General features: G+C 72.5%; 20 protein-coding genes and 5 tRNA genes. 12 read left to right on the top strand and 13 right to left on the bottom strand.

Annotated features, from left to right (window positions below):
- Positions 1-25 precede the first annotated feature (25 nt).
- Both FGW37_RS15200 and FGW37_RS15195 read right to left on the bottom strand, forming a co-directional pair.
- Positions 26-1,837 carry a serine/threonine-protein kinase gene (locus FGW37_RS15200; RefSeq protein WP_179084713.1) on the bottom strand — a complete coding sequence of 604 codons (1,812 nt, stop codon included), beginning with the start codon at positions 1,835-1,837 and terminating at the stop codon, positions 26-28.
- Between the two features lie 132 nt (positions 1,838-1,969).
- A complete protein-coding gene (locus FGW37_RS15195) occupies positions 1,970-2,173 on the bottom strand; it encodes a cold-shock protein (RefSeq protein WP_030367030.1) in 204 nt (67 codons plus the stop codon).
- A gap of 459 nt (positions 2,174-2,632) precedes the next feature.
- Between FGW37_RS15195 and FGW37_RS15190 the strand changes: the two genes are divergently transcribed.
- The 3 genes from FGW37_RS15190 (at position 2,633) to FGW37_RS15180 (ending at position 5,749) form a co-directional block, all read left to right on the top strand.
- Positions 2,633-3,997, top strand: a complete 1,365-nt coding sequence (locus FGW37_RS15190) for an aspartate aminotransferase family protein (protein ID WP_179081531.1) — start codon at positions 2,633-2,635, stop codon at positions 3,995-3,997.
- Between the two features lie 290 nt (positions 3,998-4,287).
- A complete protein-coding gene (locus FGW37_RS15185) occupies positions 4,288-4,962 on the top strand; it encodes a GntR family transcriptional regulator (RefSeq protein ID WP_179081530.1) in 675 nt (224 codons plus the stop codon).
- 136 nt (positions 4,963-5,098) lie between these two features.
- Complete coding sequence (locus tag FGW37_RS15180) at positions 5,099-5,749, top strand: hypothetical protein (protein ID WP_179081529.1); 651 nt, start codon at positions 5,099-5,101, stop codon at positions 5,747-5,749.
- Between the two features lie 114 nt (positions 5,750-5,863).
- On the opposite strand, the gene FGW37_RS15175 is transcribed toward FGW37_RS15180, so the two are convergent.
- Complete coding sequence (locus tag FGW37_RS15175) at positions 5,864-6,595, bottom strand: SLATT domain-containing protein (protein WP_030367034.1); 732 nt, start codon at positions 6,593-6,595, stop codon at positions 5,864-5,866.
- A gap of 274 nt (positions 6,596-6,869) precedes the next feature.
- On the opposite strand from FGW37_RS15175, the gene purD reads away from it, so the two are divergent.
- The 6 genes from purD (at position 6,870) to FGW37_RS15145 (ending at position 15,247) form a co-directional block, all read left to right on the top strand.
- Positions 6,870-8,120 (top strand): phosphoribosylamine--glycine ligase, encoded by a 1,251-nt coding sequence (gene purD / locus FGW37_RS15170; protein WP_179081528.1) that lies wholly within the window; start codon positions 6,870-6,872, stop codon positions 8,118-8,120.
- 353 nt (positions 8,121-8,473) lie between these two features.
- A complete protein-coding gene (locus tag FGW37_RS15165) occupies positions 8,474-10,156 on the top strand; it encodes an ATP-binding protein (RefSeq protein WP_179081527.1) in 1,683 nt (560 codons plus the stop codon).
- 181 nt (positions 10,157-10,337) lie between these two features.
- On the top strand, positions 10,338-11,852 hold the full coding sequence (locus FGW37_RS15160; protein WP_179081526.1) for a N,N-dimethylformamidase beta subunit family domain-containing protein: 1,515 nt from the start codon (positions 10,338-10,340) through the stop codon (positions 11,850-11,852).
- Positions 11,853-11,921: 69 nt separating this feature from the next.
- Positions 11,922-12,821, top strand: a complete 900-nt coding sequence (locus tag FGW37_RS15155; RefSeq protein WP_179081525.1) for a phosphoribosylaminoimidazolesuccinocarboxamide synthase — start codon at positions 11,922-11,924, stop codon at positions 12,819-12,821.
- Positions 12,822-13,124: 303 nt separating this feature from the next.
- Positions 13,125-13,823: a response regulator transcription factor gene (locus tag FGW37_RS15150; RefSeq protein WP_179081524.1), complete on the top strand. Its 699-nt coding sequence runs from the start codon at positions 13,125-13,127 to the stop codon at positions 13,821-13,823.
- Positions 13,820-15,247 carry a HAMP domain-containing sensor histidine kinase gene (locus FGW37_RS15145; RefSeq protein WP_246430400.1) on the top strand — a complete coding sequence of 476 codons (1,428 nt, stop codon included), beginning with the start codon at positions 13,820-13,822 and terminating at the stop codon, positions 15,245-15,247. Before FGW37_RS15150 ends, FGW37_RS15145 begins: the two co-directional genes overlap by 4 nt.
- Before the next feature lie 41 nt (positions 15,248-15,288).
- On the opposite strand, the gene FGW37_RS15140 is transcribed toward FGW37_RS15145, so the two are convergent.
- The 10 genes from FGW37_RS15140 to FGW37_RS15095 form a co-directional block, all read right to left on the bottom strand.
- Positions 15,289-15,364 (bottom strand) — tRNA-Gly (locus FGW37_RS15140).
- A gap of 35 nt (positions 15,365-15,399) precedes the next feature.
- Complete coding sequence (locus tag FGW37_RS15135; protein ID WP_179081523.1) at positions 15,400-16,023, bottom strand: response regulator transcription factor; 624 nt, start codon at positions 16,021-16,023, stop codon at positions 15,400-15,402.
- The gene (locus FGW37_RS15130) at positions 16,020-17,291 is read right to left on the bottom strand and encodes a sensor histidine kinase (protein WP_246430793.1); all 1,272 of its coding nucleotides are present in this window, start codon (positions 17,289-17,291) and stop codon (positions 16,020-16,022) included. Before FGW37_RS15130 ends, FGW37_RS15135 begins: the two co-directional genes overlap by 4 nt.
- A 30-nt stretch (positions 17,292-17,321) precedes the next feature.
- Positions 17,322-18,086: an ABC transporter permease gene (locus FGW37_RS15125; protein ID WP_246430399.1), complete on the bottom strand. Its 765-nt coding sequence runs from the start codon at positions 18,084-18,086 to the stop codon at positions 17,322-17,324.
- Between the two features lie 5 nt (positions 18,087-18,091).
- The gene (locus FGW37_RS15120) at positions 18,092-19,132 is read right to left on the bottom strand and encodes an ABC transporter ATP-binding protein (RefSeq protein ID WP_179081520.1); all 1,041 of its coding nucleotides are present in this window, start codon (positions 19,130-19,132) and stop codon (positions 18,092-18,094) included.
- Between the two features lie 158 nt (positions 19,133-19,290).
- Positions 19,291-19,363 (bottom strand) — tRNA-Gly (locus FGW37_RS15115).
- A gap of 79 nt (positions 19,364-19,442) precedes the next feature.
- Positions 19,443-19,514 (bottom strand) — tRNA-Gly (locus FGW37_RS15110).
- Between the two features lie 46 nt (positions 19,515-19,560).
- Positions 19,561-19,632 (bottom strand) — tRNA-Gly (locus tag FGW37_RS15105).
- Positions 19,633-19,677: 45 nt separating this feature from the next.
- A tRNA-Gly gene (locus FGW37_RS15100) sits at positions 19,678-19,749 on the bottom strand.
- 89 nt (positions 19,750-19,838) lie between these two features.
- The gene (locus FGW37_RS15095; protein ID WP_058047532.1) at positions 19,839-20,156 is read right to left on the bottom strand and encodes a histone-like nucleoid-structuring protein Lsr2; all 318 of its coding nucleotides are present in this window, start codon (positions 20,154-20,156) and stop codon (positions 19,839-19,841) included.
- Positions 20,157-20,471: 315 nt separating this feature from the next.
- Between FGW37_RS15095 and purS the strand changes: the two genes are divergently transcribed.
- Genes purS through purL form a run of 3 tightly spaced genes read left to right on the top strand, consistent with a single transcriptional unit; the run spans position 20,472 to position 23,643 of the window.
- Positions 20,472-20,717 carry a phosphoribosylformylglycinamidine synthase subunit PurS gene (purS, locus tag FGW37_RS15090; RefSeq protein ID WP_058047533.1) on the top strand — a complete coding sequence of 82 codons (246 nt, stop codon included), beginning with the start codon at positions 20,472-20,474 and terminating at the stop codon, positions 20,715-20,717.
- On the top strand, positions 20,714-21,397 hold the full coding sequence (gene purQ, locus FGW37_RS15085) for a phosphoribosylformylglycinamidine synthase subunit PurQ (protein WP_058047534.1): 684 nt from the start codon (positions 20,714-20,716) through the stop codon (positions 21,395-21,397). The genes purS and purQ overlap by 4 nt, the downstream gene beginning before the upstream one ends.
- Positions 21,394-23,643: a phosphoribosylformylglycinamidine synthase subunit PurL gene (gene purL / locus FGW37_RS15080; RefSeq protein ID WP_179081519.1), complete on the top strand. Its 2,250-nt coding sequence runs from the start codon at positions 21,394-21,396 to the stop codon at positions 23,641-23,643. Before purQ ends, purL begins: the two co-directional genes overlap by 4 nt.
- Positions 23,644-23,713 lie beyond the last annotated feature (70 nt).

The raw sequence follows: 23,713 nt of genomic DNA, 5'->3' as shown, positions 1-23,713 counted from the left end.
TCGGGCCACCGGGGCGCCGTCGTGTTCAGCCGGTCTTCCGGTAGACCAGCGAAGCGTCCTTCGTGCCCGAGTCGATGAAGTCGCGCCGCATCCTGCCGTCCGGGAGCAGCACCAGGTCCGAGGCGGAGCCGGGCTGGCAGGCGGAGGCGGGGGCGGCCCGGGTGACGCTGGACGGGCCGAGGCGCAGGGGGTCTCCGCCGGTGCCGCCGCCGGTCGCGGTCGTGCGCCACTGGCAGGTGTAGGAGGTGCCGTCGTCGAGGATGCCGCTGCCCTGGATGGTGACGGTGACGACGGTGCCGCGCGCGATGGTGATGGTCCGGCTGTTGGTGCGCGCACCGCTGCCGAAGCCGGACTGCCAGGTGCCCAGGAACGCCTGGGGGCCCGTTCCGGCGCCGGTGCTGTCGTCGCCCGGGCCCGGGCTGGTGGCGGGCGCGGGGGTGGAGCCACCGGTGGACGGAGCGGACGGTGCGCTCGTGCCCGGGGCGGCGGAGTGCGCGGGGCCGCTGCTGCCGGCGTTGTCCTTGGCGGAGTCCTGCTGCTTGAGGAGGAAGACCACGCCCCCTCCGGCGATCAGGCCGGCGGCCACCACGGCGGCGAGGACGACGGGTGTGCGCGAGCGGTGCGGCGCGGGAGGTCCGTAAGGGACGGGCCCGGTGACGTAGGTGCCCGAGTCCCCCGGGCCCGGGCCGTGCGCGGGGGCGTGGCCGTGGCCGTACGGGTGCGCCTGCGGATAGCCGTAGGGGGCGGGCGCGGGCAGGGGCGCGGCCGGCGGGAGGGGCTGCGCGGGCTGCGACGGCGGGCTGCCGGCCGTGACGGTCGGCGGGTCCTGCCGCGCGGGCGGCAGGGCGGCCGGTGCCCCCGCCGGGGATATCGCCGTGGGCGTGTGCCCGGGCTCCTCGCCCTCCGGGGCCCGCACGGGCTCCTCCACGTCCAGCAGCTGGACGGCGTGCCGCCCGAGCTGGGCGACGAGCCCGCCGGGCAGCCAGGGTTCGGCGGACCGCAGGTCGCCGAGCAGCTCCTCGGCGCCGGTGACGTCCAGGACCTGCGCGGGCGTCGGCCGCTCCTGCGGGTCCTTCGCGAGGAACGATGTGATCAGCGGGCGCAGCCCGGCCGGCACCCCGGTCAGGTCCGGCTCCTCCTCCGCGATCCGGAACATCAGGGCGTGGACGCCGCTGTCCGCCGTACCGAAGGGCATGCGGCCGGTGGCCGCGTAGGCCAGCACGGAGCCGAGGCAGAAGACGTCGCTGGCGGGCGTGATCCGGCCGCCGCGCACCTGCTCGGGCGACATGAAGCCGGGGGAGCCGACGGTCGCGCCGGTGCGGGTGAGGCCGCCGCCTTCGGTGACGGTCTCCAGGGCGCGGGCGATGCCGAAGTCGATGACGCGCGGGCCGTCGAGGGTGATCAGCACGTTGGACGGCTTGAGGTCGCGGTGGACGATGCCTGCGGCGTGGACGGCCTGCAGGGCGCGCGCGAGGCCGGCGCCGAGGATGCGCACGGAGCGCTCGGGCAGCGGCCCGAAGTCCCGGTCGACGACCTGGCGCAGGGAGGGCCCGGCGATGTAGCCGGTGGCGACCCAGGGGGTCTGCGCCTCGGTGTCCGCGTCGAGGACGGAGGCGGTCCACTCCCCGCCGACCTGGCGGGCGCTGTGCACCTCCTGGCGGAAACGCCGCCGGAACTCCTCCTGGCCGGCGAGCTCGGGGTGGACGAGCTTGACCGCGACTGTGCGGCCCCGGTCGGAACGGGCGAGGTAGACCCGGCCCATGCCGCCCGCGCCGAGCCGCCCGAGCAGCCGGTACGCGCCGAGTGTGCGTGGATCCTCTGGCCTCAGGCTGTCCATGCGCAGGTCCTCCATGTCCCCCGTGTTTCCTTGCGGAGAATAGCCGGAGCACAAAGAACCGGGACCCCGCACTCGGAAAGTACGTGGCCCCGGTCCGCACCGCCCGGCGCCCGGGCGGTGGCTGGGCGTGCGTCAGGCCGGAATGATGTTCTCCGCCTGAGGGCCCTTCTGGCCCTGGGTGACGTCGAAGGTGACCTTCTGGCCCTCCTGCAGTTCCCGGAAGCCCTGAGTTGCGATGTTCGAGTAGTGGGCGAAGACGTCGGCGCCGCCCCCGTCCTGGGCGATGAACCCGAATCCCTTCTCCGAGTTGAACCACTTCACGATGCCGGTAGCCAAGATGATCTCCTCGATGGCGGCGGTGCCGGAATTCCGGGCACCGCGGAATTACGCGTCGCGGTAAGGCCCTTCGGGCCGACGGCCCGTAAAACACAGCGGCGCCTGAAGGTCGCAGACCTTCAGGCGCGCATATGACTGGGTCCATAACTGCAACGGAAAGTGACCGTAGCATGCGGCTCGCACCATTCGCGGAATTTGCGCATTTCCCTGGTCGTTGCGGCGTGGCGGACCGCCGGTGCACGGTCGGTGGACTGCCGGCACACGGCCGACGGACTGCCGGTACGCGGCCGACGGACCGCCGTTGCACCGCCGTCGCGGCGCGGCCGGGACCGCCCGGCAGTGTGTCGCCGGGCGTGGCAAGAGCCATACACAGTGCCGGTGTCGGGCCGGACCGGGCCTGCCTACGCTGGCCGTTGTCCACCACAGGGGCACCTCCCGGACCGATCCGAGGTAACGACCGTGAGCACGCAGCACCCCACCGCCGACCCCGCAGCCGGCGCCGCAGTCAAGGCCGCCGACCGCGCGCACGTCTTCCACTCCTGGTCCGCGCAGGGCCTCATCGACCCGCTGGCCGTGGCGGGCGCCGAAGGCTCCTACTTCTGGGACTACGACGGCAACCGCTACCTGGACTTCTCCTGCCAGCTGGTCAACACCAACATCGGCCACCAGCACCCCAAGGTCGTCGCCGCGATCCAGGAGCAGGCGGCGCGGATGTGCACGATCGCCCCGGGCTTCGCGGTGGACGTGCGCTCCGAGGCCGCCCGCCTCGTCGCCGAGCGCACCCCCGGCGACCTCGACAAGATCTTCTTCACCAACGGCGGTGCCGAGGCCGTCGAGAACGCCGTCCGGATGGCCCGCCTGCACACCGGCCGCCCCAAGGTGCTGAGCGCCTACCGCTCGTACCACGGTGCGACCGCCGCCGCGATCAACCTCACCGGCGACCCGCGCCGCTGGCCCTCCGACACCGCCTCGGCCGGCGTCGTGCACTTCTGGGCGCCGTTCCTCTACCGCTCGCCGTTCCACTCCGGCAGCGAGCAGCAGGAGTGCGAGCGCGCCCTGGCCCACCTGGAGAACACGATCGTCTTCGAGGGTCCGGCCACCGTCGCCGCGATCATCCTGGAGACCGTGCCCGGCACGGCCGGGATCATGGTCCCGCCGCCCGGCTACCTCGCGGGCGTCCGCGAGATCTGCGACCGTTACGGGATCGTGTTCGTCCTCGACGAGGTCATGGCGGGCTTCGGGCGCACGGGCCGCTGGTTCGCCGCCGATCACTTCGGCGTCACCCCCGACCTGCTGACCTTCGCCAAGGGCGTCAACTCCGGCTACGTGCCCCTGGGCGGCGTCGCGATCTCCGCGGAGATCGCCGCGACCTTCGACGAGCGGCCCTACCCCGGCGGGCTCACCTACTCCGGGCACCCGCTCGCCTGCGCCTCCGCCGTGGCGACGATCAACGCGATGGCCGAGGAGGGCATCGTGGAGAACGCCGCCCGGATCGGCGAGCAGGTCCTCGGCCCCGGCCTGCGGGAGCTCGCCGAGCGCCACCCGAGCGTCGGCGAAGTGCGCGGCATGGGCGTCTTCTGGGCCGTGGAACTGGTCAAGGACCGGGCCACGCGCGAGCCGCTGGTGCCGTACAACGCGGCCGGCGAGGCCAATGCCCCCATGGGGGCGTTCGCCGCGGCCTGCAAGAAGGCGGGCCTGTGGCCGTTCGTGAACATGAACCGCACCCACGTCGTGCCGCCGTGCACCGTCACCGAGGAGGAGGCCAAGGAGGGCCTCGCGATCCTGGACGAGGCACTGACGGTCGCCGACGGCTTCACGGTCTGACGGCTTCACGGTCTGACGGTTTCGCGGCCTGACGGTTTCGCGGTCCGAGGGACTCGACCACCTTGTCGTTGCCGTAGGCAACAAGAATTCGCCGCAGCGGCGCGCAACTACCGCCCTGCCGCCCGGTAATGCCCGCATCACCCCAGCCCGCTCGCAAACGACACAAACCCCATGGGGTACCGTGCCCCGTTCCCGTGCGCACGGCCATATTGGCCGCAACGGCCCTCGCATATCGTTGCGTGGGCCGTCCGCACATGGCGCGCGGCCAGGGAAAGGGGAGACGGAGAACGATGCCGGGCAGCGAGGCTGTCAGACGCACGACGCTGCGCGAGCAGATCGCCGATGCCTTGCGCGACGAGGTCATAGCGGGGCGGCTCCCCGCCGGCCGTCAGTTCACGGTCAAGGAGATCGCCGAGCAGTACGGCGTCTCGGCCACCCCCGTGCGCGAGGCGCTGCTCGACCTGTGCGCGCAGGGCCTGCTCGGCGTGGAGATGCACAAGGGCTACCGCGTGCGCGAATTCACCTACGCCGACTTCCGGGACATGGTCGAGGCCCGCTCCCTGATCGTCGAGGGCATCTTCCGCCGCTCGCCCGACCGCGCGCTGCGCAACGTCACGCCCGCCGCGCTGGCCTCCGTGCGGCGCCGGGCCGAGGAGGCCTCCAGGGCCGCCGCCGCGGGCGACCTGGACATCCTCATCGGCTACGACCTCCGGTTCTGGCGCGAACTCTCCGGAATGGTGGGGAACCCGTACATATCCGACTTCCTCAATACGGTCCGGGTGCAGGGCTGGGTCTTCACCGTCCCGCTGCTGCGCCGGATGCCCTCGCTCCGCGGGCGGCTGTGGCACGGCCACGGCGAACTGGTCGAGGCCGTGGCCCAGCAGAACGCCGCCGAGGCCGAGCGCATCATCACCGCGTACAACCAGCACTCCCTGGCGCTGATCGAGGCCTCCCGCCCGGTATGACAACCGGCCCGGCGGCACTACGCTGGCTCGACCATCGCATCGACGGCCGGTGTGCGTCAGCGGGCAGGTCCCAGGTGGCCGGGGCGCCCGTGCGCACGGAAAGCCGTTGCATCGTCGCGAACGAGAGTGAGTTCACGTGGCCTGTGACCTCTGGCTGGTCCCCCTCGTCGACGTGCTGTGCCACAGCCCCGACAACCCCTTCGCCGAGGAGATCGCCGCGTACGACAAGGCGCTCGGCGAGGCCGGACTGCCGCCCGTCCCCGTCTTCGGCTACATGCCGGGGCTCTCGGGGGACGTCGCGCCCGTCGCGGGCTTCGACTACGACGCGCTGCACTTCCTGCGCCGCGCCCACCTGCTGAACCTGTGCGGCCTCGCCGTCACGCCCGTGGACGAACTGGGCGGGGACTACGAGCAGTTGCTGGAGATGTTCGAGACGACGGCGCAGCAGTCCCACCTGGTGTGGCACTACGACCACGCCGGCGCGTACGTCCCGGTGGACTTCGCGCACCCGCTGACCAACGACGAACTGCTGGAGGGCGGCGGCCCCTTGGGCTCCAGTCAGGGACTGCTGCGCGAACTGCACGCCGTGGCACCGGTGCTGGGTATCGACCCCGCCAACCCGCCCGCCGCACCGGCCGCGCCGGAACGGCCCACGGGGCTGGAGGAGCGGGCGGCGCCCGGACCGCAGGACGACAGCCCCTTCGCCCGGGAGCGGCACGTCTGGCTGGGGCTGCACGCCGCGGCGACGCGCAGCCTGGGCCAGGGATCGATGATCGTCTTCAGCTGAGGCGGATCCGGCTCCGCGTCGTGCGGGGCGCCGCCCGGGGCCGGGTGCATCGTGGATCCGGATCCGGCGCGGGGCCGGGTGCGGCGTGGATCCGGATGCGGCGTGGAGCCGGACTCAGCGCGGGGACTCCGGGGGCCGCTGCCGCGGCATGTTCGGCCGGGTCCCCGGAGGCAGCGGGAAGCGCGGCAGCGGGCCGCCGCCCTCGCCTCGCGGGCCCCAGGACACCAGCGACTGCGTGAGCAGCGGCGTCGGCCCCGCACGGAACTCCACCATCCAGTCGGCCGTCTCCGCCCGTACGAGCTCGGACACGTCCTCGGAGAAGCGCCGCAGCACGCTCAGACAGCGCTCGGCCGCCTCGCTGGCCGTGCCCTCGGTCGGGCCGAGCACCTCGCGGACGCACTCCGACGCCCAGTCGAACTGCAGCGCCTCCAGCCGCCGCTGCACGGCCTGCGCCGTGGCCACGGCCCGCATCCAGCCCGACGTCAGGCCGAAGTAGCGGTCACAGGCGACGCAGGCCACCGAACCGAGCAGCACCAGGAAGCCCCAGGCGCAGCCGGTGCGGACGACGTTCGTCAGCTGGAGCAGCGGCAGGGCCGAGCCCACCACCGCGCAGGCCGCGGCGCCGATGCGCAGCGCCCGCGCCCACCGGCGTTTCCACGCCCGGTCCGCCAGATACCAGTCGACCAGGTACAGGGCACCGTTCTCCACCCAGCGGTACAGCTCATCGAGACGCTCCGCCGGTTCCCCCCAGTCGCCGAGCGGGAAGGTGCGGCCGCGCAGGTCGCCACGGTGCCTCCCACTCTGCTCGCGGGGGAGCCCTTCGGGCTGCATCTCCGGCTGGCTCACCCGTGCACTCCCTCTGCCGCATGCGGATCGCGAGCCACCTTCCTACCGCCGAACGGTCGGTCTTGGAGACAAGATCGCTGCTTTTCCGCCCGTAAGCGCAGACGAATCCGGTATAAGCCGCGGTTCGGCATCACCCGAAAGAGTGGGCGGCCGGGGCGGGCCCGCTGTTCGCCGCTTGTCCCGCGGCCGTACGGGGCCGCTGCAGTGACGTTTCCGTAAGTCGTCATACCGACCCTGGAAAGCGATCAGTCGACGAGGCAATAGGGTGACCGGTGTGAAGGTCCTCGTCATCGGCGGCGGCGCCCGCGAACACGCCCTGTGCCGCTCACTCTCCCTCGATCCCGACGTCACCGCGCTGCACTGCGCCCCCGGCAATGCCGGGATCGCCGAGGTCGCCGAGGTGCACCAGGTGGACGCCCTCGACGGCCGGGCCGTCGCCGGCCTCGCCGCGTCCCTGGGCGCGGACCTGGTGGTCGTCGGCCCCGAAGCCCCGCTGGTCGCGGGCGTCGCAGACGCCCTGCGCGAGCGGGGCTTTCCTGTCTTCGGGCCCTCGGCGCAGGCCGCGGAGCTGGAGGGCTCCAAGGCGTTCGCCAAGGACGTCATGGCCGCGGCCGGCGTCCCCACCGCCCGCGCCTACGTCTGCACCACGCCCGCGGAGATCGACGCCGCGCTCGACGCCTTCGGCGCGCCGTACGTCGTCAAGGACGACGGCCTGGCCGCCGGCAAGGGCGTCGTCGTCACCGGCGACCTCGCCGCCGCCCGCGAGCACGCGCTGGCCTGCGGCCGCGTCGTGATCGAGGAGTTCCTGGACGGCCCCGAGGTCTCCCTCTTCGCCGTCACCGACGGCGAGACGGTCGTCCCCCTCCAGCCCGCCCAGGACTTCAAGCGCGCCCTCGACGGCGACGAGGGGCCGAACACGGGCGGCATGGGCGCGTACTCGCCGCTGCCCTGGGCCGACCCCAAGCTGGTGGACGAGGTCCTGCAGACGGTCCTGCAGCCCACCGTCGACGAGCTGCGCCGCCGCGGCACGCCCTTCTCCGGCCTGCTCTACGCCGGTCTCGCGATCACCTCGCGCGGCGTCCGCGTGATCGAGTTCAACGCCCGCTTCGGCGACCCGGAGACGCAGGTCGTCCTCGCCCGCCTGAAGACGCCCCTGGCGGGGCTGCTGCACGCCGCCGCCACGGGCACGCTCGCGTCGCTGCCCCCGCTGCGCTGGAGCGACGGCGCGGCCGTCACGGTCGTCGTCGCCTCGCACAACTACCCGGGCACCCCGCGCACGGGTGACGTCATCGAGGGCCTGGCGGAGGCCGCGGAGCTCGACGACGCCTACGTCCTGCACGCGGGCACGGCCCACGACGCGGAGGGCCGCGTGGTCAGCGCGGGCGGCCGCGTCCTGTCGGTGACGGCCACGGGCGCGGACCTCGGAACGGCCCGCACGCGCGCGTACGAGGCGGTATCCCGTATCCACCTCCCGGGCTCCCACCACCGCACGGACATCGCTGCGCGGGCGGCGGAGGGTTCGTAGGGGTTTCTCGCGCCGGTGCGGGGCCGTACCCCGTACCCCGTACCGGCAAGTAGGCCACCCCCTATACGTCGAGCCCGCCCGGCAAGGGCGTCGGCTTTGACCAAAGCCATTCCATCGGGTGACCGGTTGGCCAACTAGCTGACGCGCGCCCCACCCCCAACTAGGGTGCGGCGCAAGCGAAGTGCCGGGCGGAGGTGCCGGGCATCAGGCGAGCATCAGGCGACTGGCCCACCGGCATTGCGATGTCAGAGGCCGGTGCCACAGTGGGGGGGAGAGCAACGCCCTCCGGCGTTGCGTCCGCTGTCGCACTGCTCGGTCCGGGGTTCCGACGGAGCACAAACTGGCAACAGGGGGTGATCGGTCTCGTGGCAGGTCCGGAAGCAGGCGTGCTGGTAGCGCGCGCCCAAGCCCTCGCGGTGCTGCGCATCCGCAGTGCCGCGCTGGCCGTCGCCCTGCTGCCGGCGGCGGCCGCCACCGTGCTGGCGGCCGGCATCGCCATGGGCCGCATCCCGGGCGGCGGGGCCTGGTCCACCGCCCGCTGGGTGGTCCTCGGCGCCGCGGTCCTCACCCTGGCCCTGACGGCGGCCGTCGCCGCCGTGGTCGCCCGGGCCAGGCCCGCCCTGAGCCCCACGGTCCCGATCCCGGAGGAGAAGGCGCCCGATCTCTACCGGCTGGTCCGTGATCTCGCCGAGCGCCTGGAGGTCCCGGCCCCCTCGGCCATGGCCCTCACCCCCGACTGCGACAGCTGGCTGGAGGACCGCACCCACCCCGCGCACTGCGCGGGGAGCGGTCCGCCGCGTGCTCGCCGCGCCCTGTTCCGCCCGGGACGGCGCTCCACGGCCGCGCCGGTGCTGGTGATCGGCTCGCCGTTCCTGTGGTGGATGCGCGTCGCCGAGCTGCGGGCCCTGCTGGCACCGGTCGTCGCGGGCACGGGCCCCGCGGCCCACCCCGACATAGCCGCCGCCCGCCGCTTCGTCCGCGGGCTGGACGCCGCCGTGGCGGTCGCGGCGGGCCGGCCCGCCCTGGCGTTCGTCGGCGGTGCTGCCCGGCTGCTGCTGCGCTCCTGCCGGGCGCATGCCGCCGAGATGGAGCGGGGGGTCGCAGCGGCCGCCTCGGAGCGCGCCCAGAGCGTGGACTACGGCCTGAGGATCGTCGCCCAGGAGCAGGTGGGCCTCGCCTACGCCGGCTGGGACCGGCTGCTGAACAGGGTCGCGCTGCCGGCCTGGCGGATGGGCCGCTGGCCCTCCCGGCTCGACGCCGGAGTCGTCTCCGCGCTCACCGAGCTCTCCCGCCGCGACCGCCTCGCGGAAGGCTTCGCCTCCCGCCTGGGCGAGCGCCCGGCCTGCGATCTGCTGGAGGAGCCGGGCGCGATCGACGAGGCCGCCTCCCTGCTGGCGGCGCGGCTTTTCCACGGCGGCCCGCCCGAGTCCGGTCCCGACTGGTCGCCGGTGGCCTGGAGCCGGTATCCGGAGGAGGTCGTGGACCGCAAGTGGCGGCTGGAGGCCGCCCGCCTCCACCGCGTCCTCGACGTCCTGGACGCCGTGCCGGCCCTCACCCCCGTCCCCGCACCCCCGGTCGGCATGGCCGCCGCGCCCACCGTGGCCCGGGTCCTGGAGCGGCTGGCCGGCCCCGCGGCCGACGGCGTCGCGGAGGAGCTCGGGGCCCGGCTCGGCGCCGAGGTGGCCCGGGAGGCCGCCCAGGAGGAGCTCACGGCGCAGCAGAGCGCCTACGGCACGGCGGCCGACCCCTGGGTGGACGGCCTCGCGCCCCTCTTCCCGCTGCAGCCGCCCCGCAGCGGCCGCGAGCTGCTCGCCGACCACGTCACGGCCATGGTCTGCTGCGCCGCCGTGGACACCGCCGGAGCCGCCCCCGGCCTGGACTGGCTGGACGGCCCGGCCCTGCTGGTCGGCGGCGCCCGCCGCCCCGGCCTGGCCCCCACGGTCCTCAGCCTGATCGAGGACGGGGACGACGCACCGCTGCGCGCCTGGCTCGGCGAGGTCGGGGTCCGCCCCGAGAAGCCCGTCCGCCTGGTGTGAGCCCCGTGACGTTCGGTGATCCTTCGCCCTGTCACTTACCGGGGAATTTCGCGACGAGCAGTGACGAGACGGGCGCTTTATGTGATGTGCTGGGGGCCGCCGTGCGCCAGTGACTGCAGTGAGCCACGCCCGGACAGACGGAAATCGGCAGGCGTCGGGGGACGTAGGGGAGGGAGCACGCATGGGGATGGACCAGATCCGCCGCTGGGAGTCGGGGGCACTCGCACACGCCGTGTCCGACCCCTTCGGCCAGGGCCCGCTGCCCTGGCTGCGCGGCAGCGAGCACTATTTCGACGACACGGGCCAGATCATCCCCTGGTACGTGCACCCCGTGCCGGAACGGGGCGGCGGCGGAAGCGGCCCGGGCGGGAACAGATCCGGCGGGGCTCGTATCCCCGCTCCCCGCAACGGCGGCCCGCGCACCGCCGACGACGTCCACCTCCAGATCAAGGGCTTCGCCTCCAACAGCGCGGTCGCCCCCGGCGAGGCCATAGATTTCCGCATCACCGTGGACCCGCCGCAGCAGTTCGGCGTGGACGTCTACCGCATCGGCCACTACGCGGGCGACGGCGCCGCGAAGATCACCACCAGCCCGCGGCTGTCCGGCATCGTCCAGCCGGCGCCGCTCACCGTCGACCGCACGGTCTCCTGTCACCACTGGTGGCTCTCCTGGCGGCTGCAGATCCCCAGCTACTGGAGCCTGGGCGCCTACGTGGCCGTCCTGACCACCGCCGACGGCTACCGCAGCCACATCCCCTTCCTCGTCCGCGACACCCACCCGGCGGACCTCCTCCTCGTCCTGCCCGACATCACCTGGCAGGCCTACAACCTCTACCCCGAGGACGGCCGCACGGGCGCGAGCCTCTACCACGCCTGGGACGAGCACGGCCGGCTGCTGGGCGAGGAGGGCGCGGCGACCACCGTCTCCTTCGACCGTCCCTTCGCGGGCGCGGGCCTGCCGCTGCACGTGGGTCACGCCTACGACTTCATCCGCTGGGCCGAGCGCTACGGCTACGACCTCGCCTACGCCGACACCCGCGATCTCCACGCGGGCCGCGTCGACCCCTCCCGCTACCGCGGCCTGGTCTTCCCCGGCCACGACGAGTACTGGTCCCCGGCCATGCGCCGCTCCGCCGAGCTGGCCCGCGACTCCGGCACGTCACTGGTCTTCCTCTCCGCCAACACCATGTACTGGCAGGTGGAGCTCGCCCCCTCGCCGGCCGGCCCCGACCACCTCCTGACCTGCCGAAAACACCGCGGCCCCGGCCGTTCCGCGCTCTGGCGCGACGTCACGCCCGCCGAGCAGCAGCTGCTGGGCATCCAGTACGCGGGCCGGGTCCCCGAGCCCGCCCCCATGGTCGTGCGCAACGCCGACCACTGGCTGTGGGACGCCACCGGCGCCGGCGAGGGCGACGAGCTGCCCGGCCTCGTCGCCGGCGAGGCCGACCGCTACTACCCCCGAACGGCCCTGCCCGAGCACACCCGCCGCATCCTGCTGGCCCACTCCCCGTACCTGGACGGCGAGGGCGGCAAACGCCACCAGGAGACGTCCCTCTACCGCGCCCCGAGCGGCGCCCTGGTCTTCGCAGCGGGCACCTTCGCCTGGTCGCCCGCCCTGGACCGGCCGGGCCACACCGACGCCCGGATCCAGCGGGCCACGGCCAATCTCCTCGACCGGATCTGCAAGCGCTGCTGACCCTCGCCGGGGCGCGCGCACGGACGTACGGCAGAATCGTGGTGCTTGGACAAACCACCAGGAGGACGCGTGTCCGGATTCGTAGAGAAGCCCGAGCCGATCGAGGTGCCCGGGCTGGTGCATCTGCACACCGGCAAGGTCCGCGACCTCTACCGCGACCCGGACGGCAATCTGGTCATGGTCGCCACCGACCGCATCTCGGCCTACGACTGGGTGCTGCCGACCCCGATCCCCGACAAGGGGCGGATCCTCACCCAGCTGTCCCTGTGGTGGTTCGACCGCCTCACCGACCTGGTCCCGAACCACGTCATCTCCACGGACGTGCCCGCCGGCGCCCCCGCCGACTGGGAGGGCCGCACGATGATCTGCCGCGCGCTGGACATGGTGCCGGTGGAGTGCGTGGCCCGCGGCTATCTGACCGGCTCCGGCCTCGCCGAGTACCGGCAGACGCGCACCGTGTGCGGGCTGGCCCTCCCCGAGGGCCTCACGGACGGCTCCGAGCTGCCCTCCGCGATCTTCACCCCCGCCACGAAGGCGGCGGTCGGCGAGCACGACGAGAACGTGTCGTACGAGGAAGTGGCCCGGCAGGTGGGCGCGGAGACCGCCGCCCTGCTCCGGCAGACGACCCTCGCCGTCTACGGCCGGGCCCGTGACATCGCCCGCGACCGGGGCATCATCCTCGCCGACACCAAGTTCGAGTTCGGGTACGCGGGCGACGAGCTCGTCCTCGCGGACGAGGTGCTCACCCCGGACTCGTCCCGCTTCTGGCCCGCCGAGGCGCGGCAGCCGGGGCGGCCGCAGCCGTCCTTCGACAAGCAGTACGTCCGCGACTGGCTCACGTCCCCGGCCTCCGGCTGGGACCGCAACGGCGAGCTGCCCCCGCCGGAGCTCCCGCAGGACGCGGTGGAGCGCACGCGCGCGAAGTACGTGGAGGCGTACGAGCGCCTCACCGGCACGAAGTGGTCGTGACACACCCGCGGAACCCCCCTGCCGGCGGGGCCGGCACATCGGGCCGGGGACGGCTCGGCACCGCCGGGCTGCCCGGCGGGGGCTGACCACCGCGGCGGCGGAACGAAGGCGCGGCGCCCCGCCCCTTCACCGCCCACGCACATCTCTCCGCCGCGGCGGCGATCAGCCACGGTCTACGCATTCGGCGGTGCCGACCCAGCCGATCTAAGAGCCCTCTAAGAGAGCCCTGCCAAGCTGGGGGTACCCCCACGGGCCCCCGGCTCGCCGGGGCACCCCACCCGTGCCGACCCCGCCGGAGGCGCCATGGCCGAGACGGCCGTTCTCGTCGTCGACGACGACCCCGACGTACGGGCAGCCGTAGTCGACGCCCTGAGCATGGAGGGCTACGAAGTCCGCTCCGCGCCCGACGGCCTGGAGGCACTCTCCTGCGTCGCCGCCGCGCCGCCGGGCGCCATCGTGCTGGACCTGGCCATGCCCGTCCTCGACGGCCTCGCGGTCTGCCGCCGCCTGCGCGCCCTGGGCGACCGCACCCCCGTCCTCGTGCTCACCGCCCGCGACGCCGTCTCCGACCGCGTCGCGGGCCTGGACGCGGGGGCGGACGACTACCTCGTCAAGCCCTTCGCCCTGGACGAGCTCCTGGCCCGCCTCCGGGCCCTCCTGCGGCGCGCCGCCCCCACGGAGCCGGCCGAGCAGGGCGACGGCGCCGCACTGTTCTTCGCCGACCTCACCGTCGACCCGGTCACCCGCACCGGCGACCGCGGCGGCGTCCCCCTCGAATTCACCCGCACCGAATTCGCCCTGCTCGACGTGCTGCTGCGGCACCCGGGCCAGGTGCTGCCCCGCGAGGTGATCCAGGAGCGCGTCTGGGGCACGGACTTCGGCCCGGACTCGAACTCCCTCGCCGTCTACATCGGTTACCTGCGGCGCAAGCTGGAGGCGGGCGGCGCTCCCCGGCTCGTCCACACCGTGCACGGCGTCGGCTACCGGCTGGCGGAGCAGTGAGAGCCCTGCGCAGACGCCTCCTGGGCCGCAGGCCCCTCCGGGCCCGGCTGGCCCTCGTGACGTCCGTGGCCGTGGCCGTCGTCGCCCTCGGCGTCCTGGCCGCCGCCTACGTCGTGATCCGCTACGAACTGGTCCGCCAGCTCGACCTGCAGCTCAAGCAGCAGGCCACCCTCATCGCCAAGCAGAGCCGCGACGAGCCCGCCGGCGCCCTGTACGGCGAGTGCGCCTGGCTCGCCGCGCCCGCCTGCGCGCAGACCGTCCGCGCCGACCCGGCCGCCCCGCGCCAGGAAGGCCTCGTGCTGCCCGTGACCGGGGCCACCCGCCGGGTCGCGGCCGGCACCCTCGGGGAGCACTACAGCGACATCACGCTCGACGGCCACGCCATGCGGATGCTCACCACTCCCGTCAAGGGCGACCGCGCCCTGCAGGTCGCCGTCCGCTCCGACACCGTCGACAAGGGCGTGCGCCAGGCGGGCCTGCTCCTGGGTGCCGTCGGCGGCGGCGGTGTCCTCCTCGCCGCGGGCCTCGGCTACTTCGCCTCCCGCACGTCCCTGCGCCCCGTGACCCGGCTCACGGCGACCGCCGAGCACATCGCCGCCACCCGCGACCCGGCCCACCGCATCGAGCTCGCCCCCTACGAGGCCCGCCGCGACGACGAGATCACCAGCCTCGCCACGAGCTTCAACACCATGCTCGGCGAACTGGAGGAGGCCGTCGCCGCCCAGCGCCGCCTCGTCGCCGACGCCTCCCACGAACTGCGCACCCCGCTGACCGCGCTGCGCACCAACGCCGAGCTCCTCGCCCGCGCCGAACGCCTCACCCCGGCCCAGCGCGAGCGGGCCGCCGGTGCGCTGGGCCGCCAGCTCCGCGAGGTCACCGGCCTGGTCAACGACCTCATCGAGCTGGCCCGCGACGAGGAGCCGCAGCAGTTCGTCGAGGAAGTCCGCCTGGACCGGCTGGCGGAGCGCTGTACGGCCGACGCCCGCGGGCACTGGCCGGGCACGGTCTTCACCGCGGACCTGGCCGGCCCGGAGGGCGTCACCGTCCCCGGCGTACCCGCCCGCCTCGCCCGGCTGCTGTCCAACCTGCTCGACAACGCGGCCAAGTTCAGCCCGCCCGGCGGCCGGGTCGAGGTGCACCTGGCCCGTACGGGCGCCGGACTCGACCTCACGGTGCGCGACCACGGCCCCGGGATCGCCGCCGAGGACTTGCCCTACGTCTTCGACCGCTTCTACCGCTCGCGGCAGGCCCGTGCCCTGCCCGGCTCCGGGCTGGGCCTGGCCATGGCCCGCCAGATCGCGCGCGCCCACGGCGCCGAGCTGACCGCCGAGCAGGCCCCGTCGGGCGGAGCCCTCTTCCGGCTGCGCTTCCCGCTGCCCGGGCCCCCGCCCGGCGAGCCGCCGGCCCGGACATCCGGCCGGTGAAACGCCGAAGGCCCCGGTCGTGATGACCGGGGCCTTCGTACTGGAGCGGACGACGAGACTCGAACTCGCGACATCCACCTTGGCAAGGTGGTGCTCTACCAACTGAGCTACGTCCGCATGCCCCGCGCGTTTCCCGTGCGGTGCGAGAACCACTATAGCCAACCCTGAGCGCGTGCGATGCGCGCGGCCGCGTGACGGTTCTCCGCGCCGAGCTTCGCGACCGCCGCCGAGAGGTAATTGCGGACCGTCCCCTGGGTCAGCGAAGCCCGCTGCGCGATCTCCGCGATGGGCGCCCCGCCCTCCGCGAGTTCGAGCAGTTCGGCCTCCCTGCCGGTCAGCGGGGAGTCACCCGCACTGATCGCATCGGCAGCCAACTCGGGGTCCACATAACGGCTTCCGGCGTGCACCGTCCGGATGATCTCGGCGAGCTTCTGCGCCGAGACGGTCTTCGGTACGAACCCCCGCACACCCACCTCCAGCGCCCGCTTCAGATGCCCGGGGCGCCCGTGACCGGTCACGATCATGGTCCGGCAGGCGGGCAGTTCGGCCCGCAGGGATGTGGCGACCGCCACACCGTCGGCCCCCGGCATCTGCAGGTCGAGCACCGCGACGTCCGGTCGGTGCGCCCGGGCCATCGCCAGCGCCTCCGGACCCGATGCGGCCTCCGCGACGACCCGGAGATCCTCTTCCAGGCCCAGGAGCGCGGCCACTGCGCCACGGATCAAATGCTCGTCATCCGCGAGCATGACCCTGATCGGCGTGACGTTGACGCTCATGCCGTCCCCCCGTTCCCCGTAACCGCGGTGTCTTCCGCATCCCCCGCCCCGGCCAGCGGCACCCGCGCCGTCAGCCGGAACGTCGCATGGGCCTTGTGCTCGTACGTGAGCGTGCCGCCCAGCACCGTGAGCCGCTCTCGCAGGCCCGCCAGCCCGGAGCCGTTCCCGGATCCGGGACCGCCGTCGTGCTCCCGCACCCCGTTGTTCTCCATGATCAGGACGGCTTCCGTGTCCGCGACGACCCGCAGCCGCACGGCACACCGCCGGGCGTCCGCGTGACGCAGCACATTGGTGGTGCCCTCCCGGACCACCCAGGCCAGGACCGACTGCACCGGCGGCGGCAGGGTCTTGCCCGCCGTGTCGTCGATGCGGCAGTCGATGTCGGCCGCGGAGAGCACGCCCCGCGCACCCACCAGCTCGGTGTGCAGATCGGCCTCGCGGTAGCCCCGTACGACCTCGCGGACCTCGCGCTGGGATTCCTGGGCGATGCGCTGGACCTCGGTCATCTGGGTCAGCGCGGCGTCCGAGCCCCGCCGGGCCAACTGGCAGGCGAGCTCGCTCTTGAGCGCGATCACCGCGAGGTTCCTGCCCAGAACGTCGTGGAGATCCCGGCCGAACCGCAGCCGCTCCTCCGCCACCGCCAGCCGCGCCTGCGCTTCCCGCGCGGTCTCCAGCTCCCACATCACGTGCAGCATCCAGCCCGACAGCCGCACCACGTACACGCACCACAGGGTGAGGCCGAGCACCGACCCCGTCAGGGAGGCCGCGGCCTGCCAGCCGGAGCCGAGCGCCAGAACGCCGAGGCCCAGCAGCAGCGCTATGGAGATGCACGCGATCACGAACCTGCGGAGCTTGCGGACCATCAGGATCCACGGGCCGAAGACCGACAGACTGCCGTTCCACAGGAACAGGCCGATCGTGGAGGCGTACTCGTTGCCGTAGGCGCCGAACGAGACCACCATGCAGACCATCGCTGCGACGAACAGCAGCGCTTGCACGCCCAGCGGCCACCAGGGGGCCGGCTTCTTCCACAGATAGTGGTCGAGGGCGCGGCGGAATATGGAGATTCCCAGGATGCCCTGGAAGGTGAAGATCCCGCCCAGCGCCAGGACCCACGGCCGGGTGAGGGCGGAGTCCGCGAGCACCCCGGCCGTGCCGAGCGCGGGGAGGACGACGGGCAGTGCGTAGAGCGTCCACCGCATATAGCTGTCGACCTTGGCGACCCTGCTACGGCTCCGCCACTCCTGCACTCGCGTCCACAGGCCCATGAGCCTCACGCCCCCCTTGCCGTTCCGCGGTCAGCGCCGCGGCTCCCACCGGAACCACCGCCGGGTGCTGTACCCGGCGATTATCGTCCAGGCGATGCCCGTGATGATCGCCCCCACGGCGTCGTGGGCGTCCATCCCGCCCAGCCAGCCGCCGCGCACCAGCTGGATCACCGGGGTCAGCGGCAGCAGCTCGCAGACGCTCGCCACGGTGTCCGGCATGATCTCCAGCGGCACCAGGAGCCCCGAGCCCATCACGGAGATCAGCATCAGCGGGGAGGTCACCAGCTGGGCGCTCTCCACCGTCTTGGCCCAGGACGTGGTCACCGCGGCCAGGGCTATGGACATCGCCAGGCCGAGCAGGAGCCCGGCCGCCATCAGATCGGGCCGCTCGACCGCCCGCAGGTCCAGCCAGGACACGCCCGCGACGACCAGCAGCACGCACTGCGCCAGCGCCACGGCCACGGACGGGAGCGCGGTGCCGGTGAGGATCTCCGCATCCCCGGTCTCGCCGGTGCGCAGCCGCTTGAGGACGAGCTCCTCGCGGCGCGTCACGTAGGCACTGACCAGGTTCTGGTAGACGGCGAACAGCAGGATGTAGCCGAAGGCCCCCGTCAGGGCGACCTCGTTGACGGACATCCCGGCCTTGCCGAGATCGAACTGGCCGATCGCGCGCCGCATCGCCCACACCATGAACACCGGCATGAGCAGGGACACATAGAGCGCCATCTTGTTCCGCCCGAGCAGGGTGAGCTCGGCGCGGCCCAGCGACAGCATCCGCGGTACAGACATCGACATCGCCATCACGCTTTCCTCCCTGCAACGGAATCCACACCGGCACCGGCACCGGGACCGGCCCCCGGACCGACGCCGGCACCGAGACCGGCACCGGCGGACGCCACGGGCCCGTCGGCACCCGCGCCGGCTATCGCCAGGAACGCCTCCTCCAGCGAGGCGGCCCGCGCATCGAGCCCTTCGAGCTCCACGCCCTTGTCCCGGGCCCAGAGCAGCAGCCCCGTCAGCGTCCGCTGCAGCTCCCGGGTCTGCAGCTCTATGCGCCCGCGCTCCTCCTCGTGCCGTATGACGCCCAGTTCGGCCAGCGGCGGCATGTCGCCCACGAACCAGCCCACGGGCATCGCGAAACGGATCCGCGCGGGATAGGAGCCGATCACGGCCTCCGGGGTCCCGGAGGTGACGATCCGGCCTTCGCGCATGATCGCCAGGCGGTCGGCGAGGGCCTCCGCCTCCTCCAGGTAGTGCGTGGTGAGCAGCACGGTCGTGCCTTCGCCGCGCAGCCGGCGCACCAGCTCCCAGGTGTTGTGCCGGGCCTCGGGGTCCAGACCCGTCGTCGGCTCGTCGAGGAAGAGGACCTCGGGGCGGCCGAGGAGGGCGAGCGCGAGGTCGAGGCGGCGCCGCTCCCCGCCGGAGAGCTGCTTGATGCGGACGTCCCGGCGGCCGGCGAGGCCGACGAGCTCCAGGGCCTCCGTCACGGGGCGGGCCCCGGTGGTGCAGCCGGCCCACATCCGGACCGTCTCGGCGACGGTCAGGTCGGAGGGGAAGCCGCCTTCCTGGAGCATGACCCCGATCCGCGGGCGCACGGCGCGGCGCTCCGCGTAGGGGTCGTGGCCGAGCACGCGGACCTTGCCCGCGGTCGGCTTCGCGAGACCCTCCAGCAGCTCGACCGTGGAGGTCTTGCCTGCACCGTTCGTGCCGAGCAGGGCGAACAACTCGCCGTGCCCCACGGTGAAGGAGACGTCCCGCACCGCTTCGAAACCCTTGTCCCCGGCCGGGCCGTAGCGGCGGCGCAGCCCCGAGACGTCGATCACACTGTCCCCGATATCCATGATCCAAGCCTCCTGCCGGATCCGGGCCGGGAGCAGTGCGGCCTGTCATGGCTTCGGATGACGAATGTCATCAGCGCCGCCCGGACGGGTAGGCGGCCGCCGCGCGCCGGAACACGACGAAGGCCCCGGTCGTGATGACCGGGGCCTTCGTTCAGCTGAGCGGACGACGAGACTCGAACTCGCGACATCCACCTTGGCAAGGTGGTGCTCTACCAACTGAGCTACGTCCGCATGCCTCCGACCGGCTTTCACCGGGCGGCGCGAGACATCACTCTACCTGATCCACCGGAGTGGTCGGTAACGTGATGAGAGCGGGTGACAGGAATCGCACACTGCGCCTCCCCCTTGGAAAGGGGGCGCTCTACTACTGAGCTACACCCGCATGGATCGCCGGTCCGGCCCACCGAGGTGGACCGGCAAGCGATCAGAGCGGGTGACAGGAATCGCACACTGCGCCTCCCTCTTGGAAAGAGGGCGCTCTACTACTGAGCTACACCCGCATGATCCGTCCCGCCGGGCCACATGTGTGGCCGGAGGACGTTCAGAGCGGGTGACAGGAATCGCACACTGCGCCTCCCCCTTGGAAAGGGGGCGCTCTACTACTGAGCTACACCCGCGTGACCTGGGGGTTCGTCCGGTTTCCCGGCCGCGCCCCTCGGCGTGATCCAGACTCTAGCTGATCATCCGGGGGGCTTGGCAAATCGGCTCAGTCGGCGGAGTTGAAGGCCTCGTACACGCGCTTGGGGATCCGGCCCCGCGGCGGGACGTCCATGCCGTTCGAACGCGCCCACGCGCGGACCGCCGCCGGGTCGGGGGCGACGGAGGTGCGGCGGTAGACCTTGCCGGAGCGGGACTGCTTGCGGCCGGCCTCCAGGTAAGGCGTGAGGATCGCCCGCAGTTTCTTCGCATTGGCAGTGTTGAGGTCGATCTCGTACGACTTGCCGTCGAGGCCGAAGGTAACCGTCTCCGCGGCTTCCCCGCCGTCGATGTCGTCGGAGAGTGTGACCACTACGCGCTGTGCCACGAATATCGGTCCTTTCAGCGGGCACCGCCGCGATGAACTGCGGAGATGCACAGGTTCCGGATGTTCCGGATCCGTTCCGGGTCAATGGTTATTCATTTGTACAACAAAGGGCATTGCAAAGTGAAGCCCAGTTAATTCGGTCCGAGTGCCTCTTCGCAATCAGGACCGTACGTTTTTCCCGGGATTTTTCCAGGGCGTCCCGGGTGTCGATGCGTAAACGTGACAGGACGCCCACCATATCTATGCGCGTAGATTTTTGGGGACTGTACTCTGGCCGTACCGCTTCAGCTCACGCACCACACACCGGGAGTGCCAGTGGCACGCGTCGTAGTCGACGTCATGCTCAAGCCGGAGATCCTCGACCCGCAGGGCCAGGCGGTGCAGCGCGCGCTGCCTCGCCTGGGTTACGAGGGGATCGCCGACGTCCGTCAGGGCAAGCGCTTTGAACTCGAGGTGGAGGGCCCGGTCGACGACGCCGCCCTCGCCCGAATCCACGAGATGGCGGAAACGTTTCTCGCCAACACCGTGATCGAGAACTTCACCGTGCGGGTCGACTCGTGACCGCACGCGTAGGAGTCGTCACCTTCCCCGGCACCCTCGACGACCGCGACACCCAGCGCGCCGTCCGGATCGCCGGCCTCGAGCCCGTGCCGCTCTGGCACCGCGACAAGGACCTCAAGCAGGTGGACGCCGTGGTCCTGCCCGGCGGTTTCTCCTACGGCGACTATCTGCGGGCGGGTGCCATCTCCCGCTTCTCGCCGGTCATGGAAACCGTCATAGACCAGGCCAAGGGCGGCATGCCCGTCCTCGGCATCTGCAACGGTTTCCAGGTGCTCACCGAGAGCCACCTGCTGCCCGGTGCGATGCTGCGCAACAATCACCTGCACTTCATCTGCCGCGAGCAGAAGCTGCGGGTCGAGAACGCGAACACGGCCTGGACGTCCGACTACGAGGCGGGCCAGGAGATCTCCATCCCGCTGAAGAACATCGACGGCCGCTACGTCGCCGACGAGCACACCCTCGACGAGCTCGAGGCGGAGGGCCGTGTCGCCTTCCGCTACCTCGACGGGAACCCCAACGGCTCGCTCCGCGACATCGCCGGCATCACCAACGAGGCGGGCAACGTCGTCGGCCTCATGCCGCACCCCGAGCACGCCGTCGAACCGCTGGTCGGCACCGGCCGCACCGACGGCCTCGGATTCTTCACCTCGATCCTGAGGAAGCTGGTCAACGCCTCATGACTCTCGACACCGTCAAGCACGCCGACGAGACGCCCGACGTCGAGCAGCCCTGGGCCGAGCTGGGCCTGAAGCAGGACGAGTACGAGCGCATCCGTACGATCCTGGGCCGCCGTCCCACCGGCGCCGAGCTCGCCATGTACTCCGTGATGTGGTCCGAGCACTGCTCCTACAAGAGCAGCAAGGTCCACCTGCGCCAGTTCGGCGAGAAGGCCCCCGAGAACGACGCCCTGCTGGTCGGCATCGGCGAGAACGCCGGTGTCGTCGACGTCGGCCAGGGCTACGCGGTCACCTTCAAGGTCGAGTCGCACAACCACCCGTCGTACATCGAGCCCTACCAGGGCGCGGCCACCGGCGTCGGCGGCATCGTCCGCGACATCCTCGCGATGGGCGCCCGCCCGGTCGCCGTCATGGACCCGCTGCGCTTCGGCGCCGCCGACCACCCCGACACCAAGCGCGTCCTGCCGGGCGTCGTCGCGGGCATCGGCGGCTACGGCAACTGCCTGGGCCTGCCCAACATCGGCGGCGAGGTCGTCTTCGACGCCTGCTACCAGGGCAACCCGCTCGTCAACGCCCTGTGCATCGGCGTGATGAAGCACGAGGACATCCACCTCGCCAAGGCCTCCGGGGCCGGCAACAAGGTCATCCTCTACGGCGCCCGCACCGGCGGCGACGGCATCGGCGGCGTCTCCGTCCTGGCCTCCGAGACGTTCGACGACTCGAAGCCGGCGAAGCGCCCCGCCGTCCAGGTCGGCGACCCCTTCCAGGAGAAGCTCCTCATCGAGTGCACCCTGGAGATCTTCCGCGAGGACCTGGTCGACGGCATCCAGGACCTCGGTGGCGCCGGCCTGTCCTGCGCCACCAGCGAGCTGGCCAGCGCCGGCTCCGGCGGCATGCGCGTCGAGCTGGACCACGTGCCCCTGCGCGACGCGACGCTCTCGCCCGAGGAGATCCTCATGAGCGAGTCGCAGGAGCGCATGTGCGCGATCGTCGAGCCGGGCAAGGTCGACCGCTTCCTCGAGATCTGCGAGAAGTGGGACGTCATCGCCACCGTCATCGGTGAGGTGACCGACGGCGAGCGGCTGGAGATCTTCTGGCACGGCGAGCAGATCGTGGACGTGCCGCCGCGCACCGTCGCCCACGAGGGCCCGGTCTACGAGCGCCCTTACGCCCGCCCGGACTGGCAGGACGCCCTCCAGGCCGACGACGCCGGCAAGCTGGCCCGCCCGGAGACCGCCGAGGAGCTGCGCGAGCAGGTCCTTAAGGTGATCTCCTCGCCGAACCAGGCTTCCAAGGCGTGGATCACCGACCAGTACGACCGGTTCGTGCAGGGCAACACCGTCCTCGCGCAGCCGGAGGACTCCGGCATGGTCCGCGTGGACGAGGACACCGACCTCGGTGTCGCCGTCGCCACGGACGGCAACGGCCGCTACGCCAAGCTCGACCCGTACGCGGGTGCGCAGCTGGCGCTCGCGGAGTCCTACCGCAACGTGGCCGCCTCCGGCGCCCGCCCGCTGGCCATCTCCAACTGCCTGAACTTCGGCTCCCCCGAGGACCCGGCGGTCATGTGGCAGTTCGCGGAGGCCACGCGCGGTCTGGCCGACGGCTGCCTGGAGCTCGGCACCCCGGTCACCGGCGGCAACGTCTCGCTCTACAACCAGACCGGCGAGACCGCCATCCACCCGACCCCCGTGGTCGCGGTGCTCGGCGTCATCGACGACGTCAACCGCCGTACGCCGATGGCCTTCTCCGACGAGGGCCACCTGCTCTACCTGCTGGGTGACACCAAGGAGGAGCTGGGCGGTTCGGCCTGGTCCCAGGTGGTCCACGACCACCTCGGCGGGCTGCCGCCGGCCGTGGACCTGGGCCGGGAGAAGCTCCTGGCGGAGATCCTCATCTCGGCTTCCCGCGACGGCATGGTCGACGCGGCGCACGACCTGTCGGACGGCGGTCTGATCCAGGCCCTCGCCGAGTCGTGCCTGCGGGGCGGCAAGGGCGCCCGGATCGTCGTCCCCGACGGCATCACCCCCTTCGTCTTCCTCTTCTCCGAGTCCGCCGGCCGTGCCGTCGTCGCGGTCCCGCGCAGCGAGGAGCTCCGCTTCACCGACATGTGCGGAGCGCGGGGCCTGCCCGCGACCCGCATCGGTGTAGTCGACGGCGAAGCGATCGACATCCAGGGCCAGTTCAGCATTCCGCTGGCCGAGCTGCGCGAGGCCCACGAGGCCACGATCCCCGCGCTGCTCGCATAGCCGCCGTGCCCGTCCCCGGTGGCCCTGCCGCCGGGGACGGAGCGCCGGGGCCGGGTCGTCGGGGTACGGG

Source organism: Streptomyces rectiverticillatus (genome assembly GCF_013394065.1).
Classification (GTDB): domain Bacteria; phylum Actinomycetota; class Actinomycetes; order Streptomycetales; family Streptomycetaceae; genus Streptomyces; species Streptomyces rectiverticillatus.
The sequence above is the reverse complement of the archived record's forward strand: the minus strand, read 5'-3'. Positions and strand labels throughout refer to the sequence as shown.